General features: G+C 58.1%; 15 protein-coding genes. 5 read left to right on the top strand and 10 right to left on the bottom strand.

Translation table 11 applies throughout. The features are described 5' to 3' along the window. Nucleotides 1-76: 76 nt before the first annotated feature. The 5 genes from ACE3NW_RS01745 to ACE3NW_RS01765 all read left to right on the top strand — a co-directional run bounded on the left by ACE3NW_RS01745 (nucleotide 77) and on the right by ACE3NW_RS01765 (nucleotide 7840). Nucleotides 77-718: a thioredoxin gene (locus ACE3NW_RS01745; protein WP_374279737.1), complete on the top strand. Its 642-nt coding sequence runs from the start codon at nucleotides 77-79 to the stop codon at nucleotides 716-718. 358 nt (nucleotides 719-1076) lie between these two features. Continuing rightward, complete coding sequence (locus tag ACE3NW_RS01750) at nucleotides 1077-2189, top strand: efflux RND transporter periplasmic adaptor subunit (protein ID WP_374279739.1); 1113 nt, start codon at nucleotides 1077-1079, stop codon at nucleotides 2187-2189. 7 nt (nucleotides 2190-2196) lie between these two features. Next, complete coding sequence (locus ACE3NW_RS01755; protein WP_374279741.1) at nucleotides 2197-5403, top strand: efflux RND transporter permease subunit; 3207 nt, start codon at nucleotides 2197-2199, stop codon at nucleotides 5401-5403. Further along, the gene (locus ACE3NW_RS01760) at nucleotides 5400-6941 is read left to right on the top strand and encodes an efflux transporter outer membrane subunit (RefSeq protein ID WP_374279743.1); all 1542 of its coding nucleotides are present in this window, start codon (nucleotides 5400-5402) and stop codon (nucleotides 6939-6941) included. Before ACE3NW_RS01755 ends, ACE3NW_RS01760 begins: the two co-directional genes overlap by 4 nt. A 179-nt stretch (nucleotides 6942-7120) precedes the next feature. Continuing rightward, entirely contained in the window at nucleotides 7121-7840 is a 720-nt protein-coding gene (locus ACE3NW_RS01765) for a hypothetical protein (RefSeq protein ID WP_374279745.1), read from the top strand. Between the two features lie 280 nt (nucleotides 7841-8120). Here ACE3NW_RS01765 and ACE3NW_RS01770 read toward each other — a convergent pair whose 3' ends face one another. The 10 genes from ACE3NW_RS01770 to ACE3NW_RS01815 form a co-directional block, all read right to left on the bottom strand. Next, nucleotides 8121-8546, bottom strand: coding sequence for a hypothetical protein (locus ACE3NW_RS01770; protein ID WP_374279747.1), 426 nt, complete (start codon nucleotides 8544-8546; stop codon nucleotides 8121-8123). Next, a complete protein-coding gene (locus ACE3NW_RS01775) occupies nucleotides 8543-8863 on the bottom strand; it encodes a hypothetical protein (protein ID WP_374279749.1) in 321 nt (106 codons plus the stop codon). The genes ACE3NW_RS01770 and ACE3NW_RS01775 overlap by 4 nt, the downstream gene beginning before the upstream one ends. 122 nt (nucleotides 8864-8985) lie before the next feature. Continuing rightward, entirely contained in the window at nucleotides 8986-9651 is a 666-nt protein-coding gene (fliL, locus tag ACE3NW_RS01780; protein WP_374279751.1) for a flagellar basal body-associated protein FliL, read from the bottom strand. Between the two features lie 226 nt (nucleotides 9652-9877). After that, nucleotides 9878-10258, bottom strand: coding sequence for a chemotaxis response regulator CheY (locus ACE3NW_RS01785; protein ID WP_374279753.1), 381 nt, complete (start codon nucleotides 10256-10258; stop codon nucleotides 9878-9880). 77 nt (nucleotides 10259-10335) lie between these two features. Beyond that, entirely contained in the window at nucleotides 10336-11118 is a 783-nt protein-coding gene (locus ACE3NW_RS01790) for a FliA/WhiG family RNA polymerase sigma factor (RefSeq protein WP_374279755.1), read from the bottom strand. A gap of 158 nt (nucleotides 11119-11276) precedes the next feature. Then, complete coding sequence (locus tag ACE3NW_RS01795) at nucleotides 11277-12089, bottom strand: MinD/ParA family protein (protein WP_374279757.1); 813 nt, start codon at nucleotides 12087-12089, stop codon at nucleotides 11277-11279. 32 nt (nucleotides 12090-12121) lie between these two features. Continuing rightward, complete coding sequence (locus ACE3NW_RS01800; RefSeq protein ID WP_374279759.1) at nucleotides 12122-13165, bottom strand: flagellar biosynthesis protein FlhF; 1044 nt, start codon at nucleotides 13163-13165, stop codon at nucleotides 12122-12124. A 270-nt stretch (nucleotides 13166-13435) separates the two neighbouring features. Beyond that, nucleotides 13436-15541 carry a flagellar biosynthesis protein FlhA gene (gene flhA, locus ACE3NW_RS01805; RefSeq protein ID WP_374279761.1) on the bottom strand — a complete coding sequence of 702 codons (2106 nt, stop codon included), beginning with the start codon at nucleotides 15539-15541 and terminating at the stop codon, nucleotides 13436-13438. An 83-nt stretch (nucleotides 15542-15624) separates the two neighbouring features. Then, nucleotides 15625-16704, bottom strand: coding sequence for a flagellar type III secretion system protein FlhB (flhB, locus tag ACE3NW_RS01810; protein WP_374279763.1), 1080 nt, complete (start codon nucleotides 16702-16704; stop codon nucleotides 15625-15627). 171 nt (nucleotides 16705-16875) lie between these two features. Then, on the bottom strand, nucleotides 16876-17607 hold the full coding sequence (locus ACE3NW_RS01815) for a prephenate dehydrogenase/arogenate dehydrogenase family protein (RefSeq protein ID WP_374280090.1): 732 nt from the start codon (nucleotides 17605-17607) through the stop codon (nucleotides 16876-16878). Between the last annotated feature and the right edge of the window lie 38 nt (nucleotides 17608-17645).

The raw sequence follows: 17645 nt of genomic DNA on the forward strand, positions 1-17645 counted from the left end.
TGCCTTTTGCCACACATACAGCAGAATCTGCGGCCTTCAGGCCCGCCTCACCCCTAACCCTTCCAAGGCGTTTTGCATGACCCTTACGATTGTGGCCCTGCTTTTTCTCGTGCTGGTGGGCATTTATCTGAATGCCAGGATGCGTGCGGCCCGCCATTTGCGCATCATTGCAGAAGAAAAGGGCGACATAGCCAAATCATCGGGCATGACTGCCAGCATCGGCGTGTTTTACCCCGATGTGAACGCCACGGTTATTTTGGGTGTTTCGGAAGAAATTGGGGCCTGCTATTACCGCGTGCTGCGCGACGGCAAGGTTATCAACCGCAGCCGTATCAATCTGGCCAACATACGGCGTGCGGATCTGCTTGTTAACGGCGAAGTGCGCGAGGTGGGCATTTCTTCTGCCCAGAGCACCAGCTTTCTTAAAGCCACCGATGTGGCTGGCAGAATTCTTACCCGTTATTCTCCCGCCGATCTGAGGGTCATGCAAAGGGCGGGGGTGCGCATTACCTTTGCCAGTGAAGCCAGCGACGAAAAGCAGCTGGAAATTACCGTGTTGCGCATGAACGACGAGCGGCACAAGTTCAAGCGCATGGAACTCTTCAAGGATGCGGTGTGGTGGACCGTGTTTCTGGACAACGCAAGCCACAATGCCCGGCGCATAAAAGAGTACTTTGAAGGCAATGAAACCCCCGAATCTGATGGAGAATTCTCCTAAAAAAATATGCTGTAATTTCAGCTAGTTATAAAAACGCACCACGATAAGCTAACATGCTGAAATAACATGGCTTATTATTTGGGCGCTCTGGCGGCACAAGATTTCCTGAACATTGCTTTTTGGCGTGAACTGTGCTTTTTAGAGGGGTGGTTTTTCGCAATTTTCGATGTGTTGTCAGGCTGGGGCCGAATGACGTCCCCACGTGCGTCATGGGGCGCTTGTGTGCGCCCAATCTTACATGCTGATCCCCCCCAGGAACCAGGTTTTTTTGATGACCCGTCTCGGTGGTAATTCATGCCGCCGCCGTTACGCCGTGCGTGTTTTAAGCGCCGTGCGCCACGCCCATATGGAGTTATTCATGAGTATCAGACCTATTGCAAAAATTTCAGTTGTACTGGGGCTTTGCCTTGCCCTTGTCGCTTGCGAAAGCGATAAAAAAGGCGCGCCCGACATGCGCTTGCCGGTTTCTGCCATAGAGGTGACAGTGGCCGACACCCCCTGGCCCAGCCAGTTTCAGGCCCAGGCCACGGGCTCGCGCGCCGTTGAGGTGCGTGCCCGTGTGCAGGGCATTATTGAAAAGCGTCTTTACAACGAAGGCGATTTTGTGAAGGCCGGGCAACAGCTGTTTCAGCTTGAGCGCGACCAGTACGAGGCGCAGATGCAGCAGGCTCAGGCCCAGTACGTAAACGCTGACCGCGAGTGGAAGCGTATTCGTCCGCTGTACGAAAAGAACGCCGTTTCGCAGAAAGACCGCGATTCGGCCCTTGCCGCTTACGACAGCGCCAAGGCCGCCCTGCGCCAGGCCAAGATCAATCTGGATTACTGCCAGGTGGTTGCCCCTGTTTCTGGCTACAGCAGCAAGGAAAACTACACTCCCGGCAACCTGGTGAGCAACAATTCGCTGCTCACCACGGTGAACCAGACCGACCCCATGTACATTGATTTTTCCATTGCCGCGCCAGAGCGCATGATGCGCCAGCAGCTTGTGAACAGCGGCGTGCTCCAGTTCCCGCAGGGCAACCGCTACAAGGCCAGGCTGCGCCTGCTTGATGGAACCATGTACACCACCGAGGGCGAGGTAACCTTTATTGACAGCCAGGTGCAGCCCACAACCGGCGTTATCAAGGCCCGCGCGGTATTTCCCAATGCCGACGGGCAGATCATGCCCGGTCAGTACGTACGCCTGTTTGTTGAGGGTGATGTGCTCAAAAACGCAATTCTCATTCCGCAAAAGTGCGTGGTCATGACCCAGAAGGGTGCGGTGGTCATGGGGCTGGACAAGGATGACAAGGTTTATCCCATCCCCGTTACGGTGACAGTGGCTGTGGGTGACAAATATCTGGTGGGTTCGGGCCTCAAGGGCGGCGAACGCATCATCAGCGAAGGCATCATCAAGGCCCGCCCAGGGACTCAAGTGCGCGTGCAGCAGGCCGGTGGGCAACAGCCCCAGGATGCCGCGCCCAAGAAGTAGGTAGCATATGGCTGTTTCTACAAAGCCGAATTTCTTTTTGCGTAGGCCGGTACTTTCGGCCGTCATATCCATTGTCATAACCATGGTGGGCGCTCTGGCCATGAAGGCCCTGCCCATCGCACAATACCCCGACCTTGTGCCGCCCACCGTCAACGTGAGCGTGTCATACCCCGGCGCGTCGGCGGAAACGATTTCCTCGACCGTTCTTGCTCCTCTTGAAGTGAACATCAACGGTGTGGAAAACATGCTCTACATGACTTCCACCGCCGCCTCGGGTTCTGGTTCGGGCAGCATCAACGTTTACTTCACCCTGGGCAGTGATGCCAACATGGCCCTGGTCAACGTGAACAACAAGGTCAACCTGGCCCAGGCAACGCTGCCCGAAGACGTGCGTCGCCAGGGTGTTACGGTTACCAAGCGTTCGCCAGCCATGTTGCAGGTGTTCTGTTTCTATTCGCCCGACGGGCGCTATAGCGACGTGTTCATCCACAACTGGGCCCAGGTAAACGTTGTTGACGAACTCAAGCGCCTCAACGGCGTGGGCGACTGCTCGCTGTTTGGCAGCATGGACTACTCCATGCGCGTCTGGCTGTACCCCGACAAGCTGGCCAAGTATGGCCTTACCGCCAAACAGGTCAGCGCGGCCATTCAGGAGCAGAACTCGCAGTACGCTCCCGGTCGCCTGGGTGACATGCCCACCGCCAATAGCACCGAGCTCACCTGGCAGATCGACACCCAGGGCCGTCTGGTGACACCCGAAGAATTTGGCGAAATCATTATCCGTGCCGGTGCCGACAGCGCCATGCTGCGGCTCAAGGACGTGGCCCGCATAGAACTGGGCGGCAAGGACTACAGCGTTCTTTCCAGCTACAACAGTATGGGCGCGCGTATGGGCGCCGTGTATCTGCTGCCCGGTGCCAACGCCATCGCCACCGGCGATCTGGTCAAGGCAAAACTGGAAGAAATAGCCAAGCGCATGCCCGACGGCCTCGCCTACACCCTGCTGGTGGATAACAACGACTTTGTTATCGAATCCATCAAGGAAGTGGTGAGCACCCTGGTCGAAGCCATGATTTTGGTGTTCATCGTCGTTTACGTCTTTCTGCAAAACTGGCGCGCAACGCTCATTCCCTGCATCGCCGTGCCGGTGTCCATTATCGGTACGTTTGCGGGTCTGTTTGCCTTTGGCTACACCATCAACACGCTTACGCTGTTTGCCCTGGTGCTTGCCATCGGTATTGTTGTGGACGACGCCATCGTTGTGCTTGAAAACGTTGAACGTATTATGAGTTCGGAGCATCTGCCGCCCAAGGAGGCGACAGCCAAGGCCATGAACGAAGTGACGGCCCCGGTTATCGCCATTGTGCTGGTGCTGTGCGCCGTGTTTATCCCTGTTTCGTTTATGGGCGGCCTTGCGGGGCAGATGTACAAGCAGTTTGCCATTACCATTTCGGTGTCGGTTGTGCTTTCGGGTATTGTGGCGCTTACCCTTACCCCGGCGCTCTGCGCGCTGCTGCTCAAGCCGCACGAGCACGACAGGCAGCCTGCCAAGGGCTTTGTGTGGTTCAACTACGTGTTTGGCCGCATTACCCGCCGTTATGTGAACGCGGTGCGCTTTATCAAGACATCTGCCTGGCGGGCCCTTGCCCTCTGCGGGCTCATGTTGGTCTGCATTGCATGGCTGTTCCGCGTGGTTCCCGGTGGTCTTGTGCCCAACGAGGATCAGGGCTATCTGCTGGGTCTGGCCATCCTCGACGACGGCGCAGCCCAGCCCCGCACCCGCGCGGTTAACCAGGTGCTCACCGACTTTATGCTCAAAAACCCTGCTGTTCTGAGCGTGGGTACTCTCTCTGGCCTGGATATCACCTCCATGGCTGCCAAGAGTAACTACGGCACCTTCTTTGCCCTGCTCAAACCCTGGGGCGAACGCAAGGATCCCAAGCTGTCTGCCGACGCCATTGTGGGAACCGTGGGCGCGGTTACCGTGATGCAGCCCGAAGCCTTTATTCTAGGATTTTCGCCGCCGCCCATCAGCGGCATGAGCACCACGGGCGGTTTTGAAGGCTATGTGCAGATGCGCGGCAGCGGCAGCCTTAAAGACATGGAAGACGCCGCCAACAAACTGGTGGCCGAGGTTACTTCCAAAAACGCCGATGGATCGCCCAAATATCCGTCCATTGGCATGGTGCGTAACCTCTTCTCTACCGGCTCGCCCCAGCTCTATGCCAACCTTGACCGCGAACGCTGCAAGGACATGGGTATCAGCATCAGTGATGTGTACTCGGCCATGAGTGCCACATTCGGCAGCTCGTATGTCAACGACTTCAACATGATGGGGCGCACCTTCCAGGTGCGTATGCAGGCCGAGTCTGATATTCGCGTGCTGCCCGAAAGCCTCAACGATATATACGTGGCCAACAGCGCGGGCGAAATGCTGCCGCTGACTGCGGTGATGACCCTTGAACGCCGCACGGCCCCGCAGGTGGTGGAACGTTATAACGTGTTCCCGGCTGCGCATATCATGGGGTCGCCCAACCTTGGCTATTCTTCTGGTCAGGCCCTTACGGAAATGGAAAAGGCCGCAGCTGTTGTGCTTTCGTCCGACTTCCAGCTTGGCTGGGTTGGCTCGGCCCTTCAGGAAAAGCTGGCCAGCTCCGATACCACCATCATCTTTGTGCTGGCGCTTGTCATGGTTTTCCTGATTCTTGCCGCGCAGTATGAATCGTGGTCCTTGCCGCTTTCGGTGCTCACCGCCGTGCCCTTTGGCGTGTTTGGTGCGCTGGTGGCAACCTGGGGCCGGGGGCTTTCCAACGACATCTATTTTCAGGTGGCGCTGGTTACCCTGGTTGGTCTGGCGGCCAAAAACGCCATTCTGATTGTTGAATTCGCCGTAGAGGCCTGGCGCGCCGGGCGCAGCCTGGATGCGGCGGCCATACATGCATCGAAACTGCGTTTCCGGCCCATCGTGATGACCTCGCTTGCCTTTATTCTGGGCTGCGTGCCGTTGGCCATCAGCACTGGCGCGGGCGCAAACAGCCGCCACGCCATCGGTACGGCGGTTATTGGCGGCATGCTGGCAGCAACGTGCATAGCCACGCTGTTTGTGCCGTTCTTTTTTAAGGCCATCATGCAACTCTCACTGAAACTCCAGGGAAAAACCGACCCCAACGCGGGCAGGGATCACCTTGCGGAAGACCAGGAGGAAGACATATGACCGCTTCGGCCAAGACAGCAGGCATCAAGTTTAAAGCACCGGCCCTGGTGCTGACGCTGACGGTATTGCTTTCCGCATGTTCCTTTGCGCCGCACTATGACAGGCCGGAGCAGGAAATGCCCAAGCAGTGGCGTTCGGTGGATATGGGCTCTGCACCGCTGCATACCGACTGGTGGAACAGGTTTAACGACCCTGTTTTGACAGAAATGGTAGATGAGGCGTTAAAAAACAATCAGGATCTGGCCGAATCCATGGCCAAGATCGAATCTGCTGCGGCCCAGGTGGGCGTTGGCACGGCAGCCCTTGCGCCTGCTGTTTCGGGCTCGGGGGCGGCCATGGCCCAGGGGGCATCGGAAAAAAGCGCCAATACGGTACCTTTTGACCAGTCCAAGCTCTCGCGTTCCTCCACCGGCTATCAGGGCGCGTTGAACGCCTCGTGGGAGCTCGATTTCTGGGGTAAGGTGCGCAACCAGTACACCATGCTGAGCGATGTGCTCATGAGCACGGTGATCGGGCACGAGGCCCTGCGGCTTTCGGTGGCCGGGCAGACGGCACAGGGCTACTTTGCCCTGCTGGCGCAGGACATGCAGCTTGATACGGCCCGCCGTACCCTCAAGTCACGCGAAGAATCGTTCCGCATCTACACGGCCCGCTACAAGCAGGGTGACATAACCGAGCTTGACTGGCAGCGCGCCCGTGCAGAAGTGGAAACAGCCCGCGCCCAGGTGCATACCAGCACCGTGGCCGTGGACAAGGCCGAAGCCGGCCTGGCCGTGCTGCTTGGCCGTTCGCCCCGTGACATCATGGACAGCGCCATGAAGCGCGGTCAGGCCATCAACATGCTGCCAGCGCCGCCCGTGCTGCCCGCAGGCCTGCCCTCTGATCTGCTTGAGCGGCGTCCCGACGTGCGCGCCGCCGAGTTTACCATTATGGCCTATAACGCCAATATCGGCGTTGCCCGTGCCCAGTTCTTCCCCTCCATTTCCCTTACGGGCATGCTGGGAACCCTGAGCGCCTCGGTGGGCAATCTCTTTACCGGCCCTGCCGGCACGTGGAACTACGGCGTTACCGGCACGATTCCCCTGCTGGATTTTGGCCGCAACTGGTATAACCTCAAGGACGCCGAGGCCCAGAAAAAGGCCGCCATTGCCGTGTACCGCAAAACTGTGCAGTCGGCTTTTGAGGATATTCGCACATCGCTTACCTCGCAGCGAGAGGCCGACCACATCGTGCGCAGCATGCAGGTACAGGTTGAGAGCCTGCGGCGTGCCGTGCAGATTGCAAGCCTGCAATACACAAACGGCTACACCGACTACCTGACGGTTCTGGACGCCGAGCGCCAGCTTTTTGCAGCAGAGCTGCAACTGGCCACTGCCCTGCGTGACAGACTCAACAGCGTTGTCAGCGTGTGCATGGCCCTTGGCGGCGGCTGGCAGGATGCGGGCACAAGCCCCAGCTTCCCTGTTGTGAATACAGAAAAGCTGTTGCAAGAGCAGACCAGCGCCAAAAAAGCGGCGCCTGTGAGCAAGACCGAATAGCAGACTGATTGTGGTGGCAGCAGTGCCCCACTACAAATACCACAGCGGGGAAGGCGTTACGGCGCTTTCCCCGCTGTGCGTTGTGCCATTGGATATACAGAGCCCGAATGGCGGCCATCGGTTTGCAAGTAAAAACCGTGGGCTTTACAGACATGGCCTGCCTGTCGTAAAGGGAAATCATGGACAAAAAATTGGCCTGGCTTCTTCTTGCATTTTTTGTGGCGCAGCAGATGCTGGGTGCGCCACTGGAGGTGCGCGCTCAGGAACGCCCCACGACAGCAGCCCCCGTAGCCGCTGCATCTGGTGGTGGGCAGGCGGAATCTGCCGCACCAACCAGCGCCGACGCCGCAGGCCGCAGTGACAAGGCGCAGAAGTCCCACACGCGTGGCGAAGCGTCGGGCAAGGCAAAACGGCCAGCCGGTAAGAGCAGGGATAAAACAGGCGCTGGCATTCACGCCCCTGCCTGGGCATTTGACAGCGGCACGCATAGCCGCGAGGCATGGCGCGACGGAACAAGCTCCAGTGAGTTGCGCAAGCGCGCCGTGGGCGAAGAGGCCGCCAAGGACAACTCCGTCAACACGGCTTCTGGCATAAATTCAGCTCTGAAGTCGGCGACGAACAAGGCAGACCGCAAGAATGGCCTGGCCGTGAGCGTGGGGCAGGATGAATCGGCGTGGCGTAAAAAAAGCCAGATGGAGCCAGAATCTGTTGACGAAAACATTCCCATGCAGAGCCGCCATGTGGTGCGCGCTTATGCAGATGTGGATGCTGGGGACGACCTGAATATCCGTGTGGGGCCAGAGCTGATTCTCAAGGACGAACAACGCGAACGCACGGCGGCCAACAAACAGCCCGAATCTGCTCTGGGCATGGGCATGCAGTTCAAACTGGGCTTTTAGCCGCTTTGCTCTCGCCTTGGGTTCTGGAGAGGGCGCGGCAGGGAATCTCCTTAAAACGACCAGCACGCGGCGCACCAACCGATTTATGCCCAAGGCATGGCGGAAGCCATGTTTTGTAGCGGTCAGCGGTCTGGCAGGATGTTTCGTCCTGACAACCAGCTCACAAATATTGCTAGCAAGGCAGACAAGCTGTGGCAGATGCCCTGCGGGCTACGTTGGTCAGCACCGAGAGTATTGCGCTCGACGCGCAGAGCCTGCGTGGCTGGTGGGGCGCAAAATACTATTGCGCTTCCTGCGCCAGGATCAGATCGACCTCGTCAACACTGAGGCCTGCATTTTTGGCGATCTGGCGGCTGTTCAGCCCCTTGCGCCTTCCGTTCAGAATAAGCTCCCGCAAAAACTGGGGGGATCGGCTGATTCCCTCTGCCTGCTCAAGCAAGCGCCGCAGTTCGTGCGTGCGTTCCTCAAGCTTTTCATCAAGATTGCGCAGTTCGGCTTGCCGTTGCGCAAAGGTGGCCACAATTTCCTTTTCAAGCCGTGCGTTCATTTCGATGCGTGCAAGCAGGCTTTCCTGATTGCCTTGCAGCGCGTTGAGCAGGGCCTCGGAGCGCCGCAGGCGCATATAAAAAACAAACACGCCGCCAAGAATGGCAAGCTCGAACAGCGAAAAAAGAGCAACCAGGGCAAACAGCAGGGTATCGTTCATACTTTTATGTTCAACAGGTTACCCACCAGGGGCGGCGCCAGTTCTCCGGTTGTTTCGGGCTCAGGCTTGGGTGGGGGTCTTCGTTTGCGGCGGCTGCCAAACTGGGGAAGACCGCGTTTTTCTGCATCGGGGGTCAGGGCTGTCTGGTGGCTTGGGTCTGTCTGCGCCACCTGTTGCTGCTCCTGCTTGGCCATGGCCGCCGCAAGCACGCGCGACATGGCGGCAGATGCCTGTGGAGCAACCGCAGCGGCATTGCTCACATTGGCGGCCAGATTTGTCTGGGCATACAGCACGGCCATTGTGGCGTCAACGCTCATGGCGGCCTCCTGTTGCCGGTTTGCAGGCTGCCGGGCCAGCATGGGCCTGCATTGCCCCCTGCGCACTCGGCTTCAATCTGCGTGCCCTGCGCTCTGTCGTTGGCAGCGGCCTGCGGAACAGCTTACTCGTTCAGATAACTTTCAAACAGGATGTCATCAATGCGTCCCTGCGTGAGATAGTCGTTGAGCACGCCGCTCAGGTCTTTCTTGATTGTCGGGGCATTGGCCGGATCAAGTAAAAAAGCGTCCGTCTTGCTGCTCAGGTAATAGTACAGGGCATCCCGCAGGGGAATGAGTTTTTGGTCGATTTCCGTGCCCACCCTGGGGCTCTGGCTGACAGTAGAAAATTTGCAGATAAGAAAGCGGGCTCCCTTGGCCGTTTGCCGGGGTATGACAAAGGGGGCCAGTTCCTTGACGCTGTCAGGCTTGGCCGTGGGTGTTTTGGGTGTGGGGACCACAATCACTTCTGGTTTGACGGGCTCTGGCGGTGGTGGCGGCGGTGTGCGCAGCACAAACCACCATACAGCCGCAGCAGCTGCCAGCACAACAACCAGCGCAGCCGCGCCCGCAATGAGAATAAGCTTTTTCTTTTTGTTGGGTGCGGGGGCGTCTGCGGCCACCTGAAGGGGAGCGTCTTCCTTCTTGGCCGGTGGTGGGGATTCCTGCTCCGTGAGAAAGGGCGCGTCGTCGAGATCAAGCTCTACCTTGCGCAGGCTTGTGTCGGGGCTTACTGCAACTTGCAGCTCGTCCTTGGCGGGGGCTTCCTTGAGATCCTGTTTTTCAGCCACGCGTCACTCCTGACGGCCACGCCCGATATGTAAGGTCAAACGGCCAAGTGCGCCAATGGCTGCCCATGGATGACTTGGGGCAACAATCGTGCAGCGGCCTTGCCTTGGCCAGCGACACTGCTGGCCATGGGCCTGCAAAAAAAGGCCCGCCCCGGCCAGGTTGCGCTGTGTGGCGCTAACCCCGGCCAGGTGCGGGCCGTCTAAGCCAGGGATGTTTGTGCAAAGGCTAGGGAAAAATTTTGTCGATCTTCTGCTTCATGGTGTCGGCAGTGAACGGCTTGACAATGTAGTTGGAAACCTTGGCCTGCACCGCTTCTATGATATTTTCCTGCTGCGCCTCGGCAGTGACCATCAGAAAGGGGATGTTGGCAAACTGCTCGCTGGAGCGAACCTTGCGCAAAAGCTCGATGCCGGTCATCTGCGGCATGTTCCAGTCAGAAACGATAAAGTCGATCTTTTCGCGGTTAAGCACATCCCAGGCAGAAGTGCCGTCGTCGGCTTCTACCACGTTCTGAAAACCGAGCTGGCGCAGAATATTGCGCACAATACGACGCATGGTGGAGAAATCGTCAACCACAAGAACACGCATATTCGGATTGTAAGGCATGAGAGAATCTCCTTGGAGCGCCGTCTATATCGGTTTGCAACAGACGTTGCAGCCGTGCGCCACTGTCTGTTGTAAGCTTATATTTCGGAACCTTCGCCATAGAGGTTATGAAACTCTTTGCGAAGGCGGTTCAGGGCCTGCGAATGCAATTGTGAAACGCGGCCTTCGGTAATGCCCATTACTTCGGCTGTTTCACGCATATTAAGCTCATCAGTGTAATACAGGGACAGTACCAATTTTTCCCTTGGCGTCAAGCGGTCGATCAGCGGAGCCACGCGTTCCACAAGCTCTTGCAGGGCCGTATTGCGGAAGGGCTCGCCACCACCCTCGGGCCCCTCGCCCGAAAGTGTGTCCTGAATGGCATCAAGAGAAATCCAGAGCTGGTTTTGCAGTGCTTCAAGGCCCTGGCGCACGTCGCGCATGTCAAGCCCGGTAATTTTTTGCAGTTCGTCTTCTGTGGCCTGCCTGCCGTGCTCGTGCTCCACCTTGCGCATGGCCTCGTCAAGCACGCGGACACGCTGGCGCAACGATCGCGGAAACCAGTCAAGACGGCGCAATTCATCAAGCATGGCTCCCTTGATACGGCTTTCGGCATAGGTTTCAAAGCGTATGCCCAGCTGCGGCCTGAACTTGCCCAGAGCTTCCATGAGCCCCAGCGTGCCAGAGCTGATCAGCTCGCCAAGCTCGACGCTGCGCGGCAGCTTGGCTTTGAGCCGCAAAGCGAGAAAGCGGATCTTGGGCGCATAATGCCGCACCACAGATTCCTGCTCTGCCGGTGAAAAGCTCTCCCAAGGGGTTGCCCCGGTTTCGAGCGCTTCCCAGGGGCAGGGAGCTTGCGCTTGCGCTGTGCCGGTCTTCATGATGGTTTCCTTCGGATCTGCCTCTTCTACCCCGTGGCATCTGCATGCCTGTTATGCTGCGCCCCACCTGCCCGCCAAGGCCGGAAGCGCCGCGTTTGCAACACGTTGAGGTTAGTGATCGTGGTTATTGCCAGCGGCAGCGTGCGCTGCCTGTGCGCCTAGCGGAAAAGCAGTTTTTTCCAGAAAAACTTGATGTTGCCGTCGAGATTTTCGGGGGCTTCCCAGGCGCTGATATTTTTGGCAAGCGACATTGTGGCCTTGGCGGCCGGGCTTTGCGGCTCGCTGATGCAAAAGGGCAGCTGCTGCACAACGGCCTTGCGCACGCCCGTATCGCGCGGAATAACACCCACAAGTTCCAGTGAAACGCCGCTCAAAAAATGGTCGCAGGCCTGGTGCAGCCGCACAAACATGTCCTTGGCTGTCTTCAGGTCTGGGGCCATGTTCACGCACACCTTGAAACGTTCGACGCCGTGGTTGTTCTTGAGCACCTTGATAAGCGCATAGGCATCGGTGAGCGATGTGGGCTCTGGTGTGAGCACCACCAGCCTTTCCTGTGCGGCCATGTTGAAATAGAGCACGTTGTCGCTGATACCGGCCCCTGTATCGACAATAAGGTAGTCGAGGCCGTCTTCCATTTCATCCACGGCTTCCAGCAGTTCCAGCTTTTGCCCTGTGGAGAGCGTGAGCATTTCGCTCATGCCAGACGATGCGGGCAGTATGGAAAAGCCGTAGGGCGTGGGAAACAGAATGTCGGCTATGGTTGCGCCCTCGTGAAACAGATGGAAAATGTTTTTTTGCGGAGTAAGGCCAAGCACCACGTCCACATTGGCCAGGCCAAGGTCGGCGTCAATAAGCACTACCTGCTTGCCCAGCTGCGCAAGGCAGATGGCGAGATTGACCGAGATATTGGTCTTGCCTACGCCGCCCTTGCCTGAAGTGACGGAAAAAACCAGGGGGAAAGTGCCGCTCATCTGTCTGCTCCACATGTTAAGGCCGAACCGCGCTAGGCGGCCTGACCGGGAAGTTGCCTTTTGAAAATGAGACGCCAGACCAGCGGCTCTGTGGCCGGGGCAAGGCTTTCCTTGAGTTCCGCGCCAAAAGACAGTGCTGAAACCGGCAGGCCCGCCTGGCAGGCCACATTAACAATATTGCCAAAGCTCACGGCTTCGTCCAGCTTGGTCCAGACAATGGAACCCGGCCCGGTTGATTTGTAGCGCTGCAAAAAAGCCTGGGTTTGCAGGGCGTCAAAAAAGGGCGAAAGTGTAAGGTGCGTTGCCGCCTCCACCGCATCAAGCCCCATGTCGGCCTTCCAGCTGGCAAGGCTGCCGTTGCGGTCGAGGCCGGGAACATCGATAAATACAGCGCTGGCCTCGCGCGTGGCGGCAAGGGCGTGCTCCATGGAGGCCTTGTCGGGCGCTTCCATGTACGAAAAATTGGAAAGCTCTGCCCAGTGGCGCAAAATCAGCCTGCCGTTGCCCCGCAGGCAATCGGCGTTGATAAAGGCAATGCGCGCTTCCGGGTCGTTTCTGCGCAGGTGCAGGGCAAAGCGCAGGGCCGTGGTGGTTTTGCCCAGGCCAAACGGCCCGGCCATCAGGTGGATGCGCTGCCCCCAGTGTTCTGCGCCCCAGGTTTTTACGGGGACCATGTCGCACAGGCATTCAAGCACCGATGCGCCGGGTTCTGCCAGCAGCCGCTTGTAAAGATCAACCGCCACAGAATCCGAAACCCCTTCGCGCTGCAAATATTCAAGAGCCACGCGTTGACGGGGGGTGAGGCGCTCAAGCTGGATGGCTGGCTTCATCAGTGCGAAAATCTGATCTTTCAGCTGCATCCAGTCGCGGTGCCATTCTCCCCAGCCGGCGGGTGCGCCAGCACCCTGGGCAGATTCTGTCTTGGGGCGCTCAATACCGGCAGTTATTTCGTGGCAGACCACACCGTTTTTACGGTAGGTGCGGTTGCCCAGGATAACGGCGTCAGGCCCCATCTCGACCTTGATTCTGGCCAGAATTTCCTGTGATGTGGCCCCTGTGAACGTCTTTACCTGCATGGCCCATTCCTTTGCCTGACGGTTCAGTATCGCCAAACGGCTAGTGTGTGCCGTTTGTTTGACGACATCAGGTTAAATGCAAATTTGGGGCCAACTGTAAGGCGCTCTTTTTCCTCAAGGGCCAAATTGCCGCAGGGGTTTTTCCCCATTCCTACAATAGCCGCTACAAGGCCAAATTGCAATTTTTGCGCGGGGCAAGCCTGTACAGCCTATAAAAAAAGGCGCTGCCAGCCTTGAGCCAGCAGCGCCGTGCATGTATGCACCCTTGTTTTATTCTGCGTCCACCACGCCCACCGACTGCAAGCGGATATCGGGCGGAATTTCTGCCTGCGAAATAACCGGAACCGTGGGCAGAAAGCGCGTGATGATCTGGGCCAGATGCGGGCGGATGAGAGGCGTGACCAGCAGCACGGGCTGGGCCTCGGCATTGACCGCATTGTCGGCGGCAGCGCTGATGTTGTTGACAAGCCGCTGTGCCACAGCCGGGTTCATGGAGAGGAAGGTGACGCCGTTGTCGGCGTGGCGAACGCCCTCCTGCACCAGCCTTTCGGCATTGGGGGCCAGGGTGAGCACCGAGAGCGTGCCCTGGCTGTCGAGATAGGGCCTCACAATGGCCCGCGAAAGCTTTTCGCGCACGTATTCGTTCAGGGTTTCGGGGTTTTTGACACCCGCGCCAAAGTCGCCCAGGGTTTCCACAATGGTCAGCATGTCGCGCACGCTGACGTTTTCGCGTACCAGAAGCTGCAATACCTTTTGCACCACGCCCAGGGGCAGCACATTGGGAACCAGGTCTTCCACCGCCTTGGGCGAGTGCTTGGCCACGGTATCCAGCAGGCCCTGCACCGCCTGACGGTCAAGAAAATCGGCCAGGTGGCGCTTGAACACTTCTGTCAGATGTGTGGCGATAACCGTGGCGGGATCGACCACCGTGTAACCGGCCAGCATGGCCTCTTCGCGCTGGCTGTCGGGAATCCACAGCGCGGGCAGGTTAAAGGCCGGTTCACGGGTTTCGATGCCGCTGATCTTGGTGGTCACGTTGCCGGGATCCATGGCCAGAAAATGGTCGACCAGAATTTCTGCCGAGGCAACCTGATTGCCCTTGATAAGCAGAGAGTACTGACCGGGCTTGAGTTGCAGATTGTCGCGCAGATGCAGCGAGGGAATGACCACGCCATTATCCAGCGCAAACTGGCGGCGTATGGAGCGTATGCGGGCCAGCAGATTGCCGCTCTGTTCCTCATCCACCAGGGGGATGAGGCCATAGCCCACCTCAAGTTCCAGGGTGTCGAGCGGCAGCAGGGCCTGTACTTCTTCTGGCGTATCTGCCGTGCCTGAACCGCTGTTCTTCTTTTTCTTTTCTTCGGCCTTGGCCCTGTTGGCGGCGTCCTGATCCTTGTTTTCGGTAAGGCGGCTTACGGCAAAGATCATGCCCGATATGATCAAAAAGGGGATGGTGGGCAGGCCGGGCACAAGGGCAAAAAGGAGCAGCACGCCCGAAACCATCTTGAGCGCCTTGCTGTTGAAGGTAAGCTGGGCCAGAAATTCCTCGCCCATCTTGGCTTCGGAGGCGGCGCGCGAAACAAGCAGGCCTGTGCCGGTGGAAACAATGATCGAAGGAATGGTGGAAACCAGACCGTCACCGATGGTCAGCAGCGAGTAGGTGGTGAGGGCCGTATTCCAGTCCATGTCTTTTTGGGCCATGCCGATGATGATGCCGCCGATCAGGTTCACCATGGTGATGAACATGCCCGCGTTCACGTCGCCCGAAACAAATTTGCACGCACCGTCCATGGCGCCGTAAAAATCGGCTTCCTTGCGCAGGCCTGCGCGCCGGGCGTTGGCCTGTTCTTCGTCTATAAGGCCCGCGTTGAGGTCGGCTTCGATAGCCATCTGTTTGCCGGGCATGGCATCAAGGGTAAAACGGGCGGCCACTTCTGCGATGCGCGAAGTACCAGAGGTGATAACAACCTTGTTGAGAATGAACAGGATCATGAAGATAACTGCGCCAACCACATAGCTACCGCCCACCACAAACTGGCCAAACGCGCGGATAACCTCGCCCGCTGCGTTTGCGCCCATGTTGCCGTTGAGCAGGATAAGGCGGGTTGAAGCCACGTTGAGCGCCAGGCGCAGCAGGGTTGTAACGAGCAGCAGCGAGGGAAAGATGGTAAATTCCAGCGGGCTGGTCATGAACATGGTGGTTATGAGCACCAGCAGCGATATGGAAATACTGACACAGAGCAGAATGTCGAGAAAGAATGTGGGCAGCGGAACCAGCATGACGAACAGGATGGTCACCACGCCGCCAGCAAGGAACAGTTCGCCGTTTTTGGAATAACGGCTATAGTCAATCTGAGGAAGTACTCCGGCAGCCATTTTTATGACACCTCTCTGCGTTGGTTCCCGAATGCGGGTTTATCCCTGAAAATTGGGGCTTGTTCTAAAAAAGACCTGTCTTTTTAGGGTCTTCCCGTCTTGGGCTTGAGCTTCCAGATGCTGGCAAGCACTGAGGCCACAGCCTTGTAAAGCTCTTCAGGAATCATGTCGCCCACATCTGTGGACTTATACAAAGCTCGTGCCAGAGGCACGTTTTCGCGAATGGGGATGCGGTGCTCGCGGGCTACTTCCTTGATTTTTTCGGCCAGGTGGTCTGCACCCTTTGCCAGCACAATGGGCGCAGGGGCTTCGGTGGAGTTGTAGCTGATTGCTACGGCAATGTGGGTAGGGTTGGTAACCACCACGTCTGCCTTTGGCACATCGGCCAGCATGCGCTTGCTCATGACTTCCATCATTTTGCGGCGTTGCTGCCCCTTGACCACGGGGTCGCCGTCGGCCTGTTTCTGCTCGTCCTTCACTTCAGACTTGGTCATCTTCATGCCTTCATTGTAGGCAAAGCGCGACTGCCAGACGTCAAAGATGGCAATGGCCGCAATGGGCATAAGAGCGTAGCAGGCCAGCCGAAAGGCCATGTGCAGCATGTAGGCGGCCACACCCTCGGTGGTGGCGTAGTACATGGGCAAAAAATTGTGGTATTCCTTGTAGATCATCCAGCCAGGAATGATGCCGAGAATAAGCGAAAAAAGCAGGCTCTTGATGGTGCGCAGGGCAGTTTGCGGCGAGAGCATCATCTGCTTGAGCCCCTGCACAAGGTTGAAACGCTGAAACTTGGGGCGCAGCACGCTGGTTGTCCAGAGTTTGCCCACTTGCAGGCGCTGGGCCAGATACGCCAGAAATGCCAGGGTCAGCAATATGGGCATGATCATGCGCGCCACTTCAATGGTAATTTCGATGCTGAGGTTGTAGACGTTTTCGGGATTGGGATCGAATTCCCACGAGTGGCTCAAAAAGTGCCGGAACAGACGCTTGATGTCGTCGGCCAGGGGGCCAACCCAGGCATACAGAATGGCAACGCCGCCCATGAGGCTCACGGCCTTGCCAAGCTCTGGCGCCTTGGGAACGTTGCCCTCCTCACGCTGTTTGTTGACGCGTTTTGGAGTTGCTTTTTCTGTTCTGCTTGGATCTTGTTGCGCACCGAACATGCTGTTACCCCGTTGCTTTGTTGGCGCAGCCAGCGCCTGGCAGGGGATTAGCAAAAAATATGCCCGTCAGGTAACTGGCGGGCATAAAGGGAACGCTCTGCGGGGGTGCGGCCTCAGACCGCGCAGGGGTAAATTCCCCGCTTGCCTGAGCCGGAATGCAGCAGCAGAAAACTATGATTTTTCGGTATCGGCATCGTTCTGCCACCACCAGCGGGCGCGCTGGCACAGCAGATCTATGTCGCCCGCAGCGGCAAGGTTGAGCATCTGCCGATACTGGCGAACAGCCTCATAACTATAGGGATTGGCCTCGAACAGGCCGGCAAACATGCGCGCGTCTTCTGTCAGCATTTTGCGGGCCGCGTTTTGGCGGCGCAAAAACGAGGGCGTCACAAAGGGCAGCAGATCGTCCTGCCCCGCCAGCAGGGCAAAGTAGGCCAGGCTGGTGATAAAGTTCATGTTCTGGATGCGCGCCATGGCCTTGTCGTGCTTTTCGGCTGTGCTGCCAAATACGCGGCAGCCCAGAGCGGTAAAGAATCCCGATGTCAGCTCCACATGTTCCTGCGCTGCCTTTGCGCCGGGCACAATGGCCACAGGCTGGTCGGCCTGCGGGTCGGGCTGCGGGCCAAACAGGGGGTGTGTGCCCACCACTGGCCCGTGCCACGCCGCTTCCATCTGCTGCAAGGGAATTTCCTTGACCGAGGTGATGTCTGCCAGCACCGCCGTGGGGGGCAGGTGCGGGCAGACTGCGGTGATGACATCCCGGAATACGGCGGCTGGCACGCAAATAATAGCCAGATCGGCCCCCGCGCAGGCCGGGGCGAGGGTTTCGGGCGTCAGGGGCACGTCCACGCCCTCCACTGCCAGGCCCGCCGCACGGGCGCGGCCAAGCAGCATGGCACCCATGCGCCCCGTGGAACCGACAATAACGGTTTTTACGGGAT

The organism is Desulfovibrio sp., assembly GCF_041907885.1.
In the GTDB taxonomy this organism is placed as follows: domain Bacteria; phylum Desulfobacterota; class Desulfovibrionia; order Desulfovibrionales; family Desulfovibrionaceae; genus Desulfovibrio.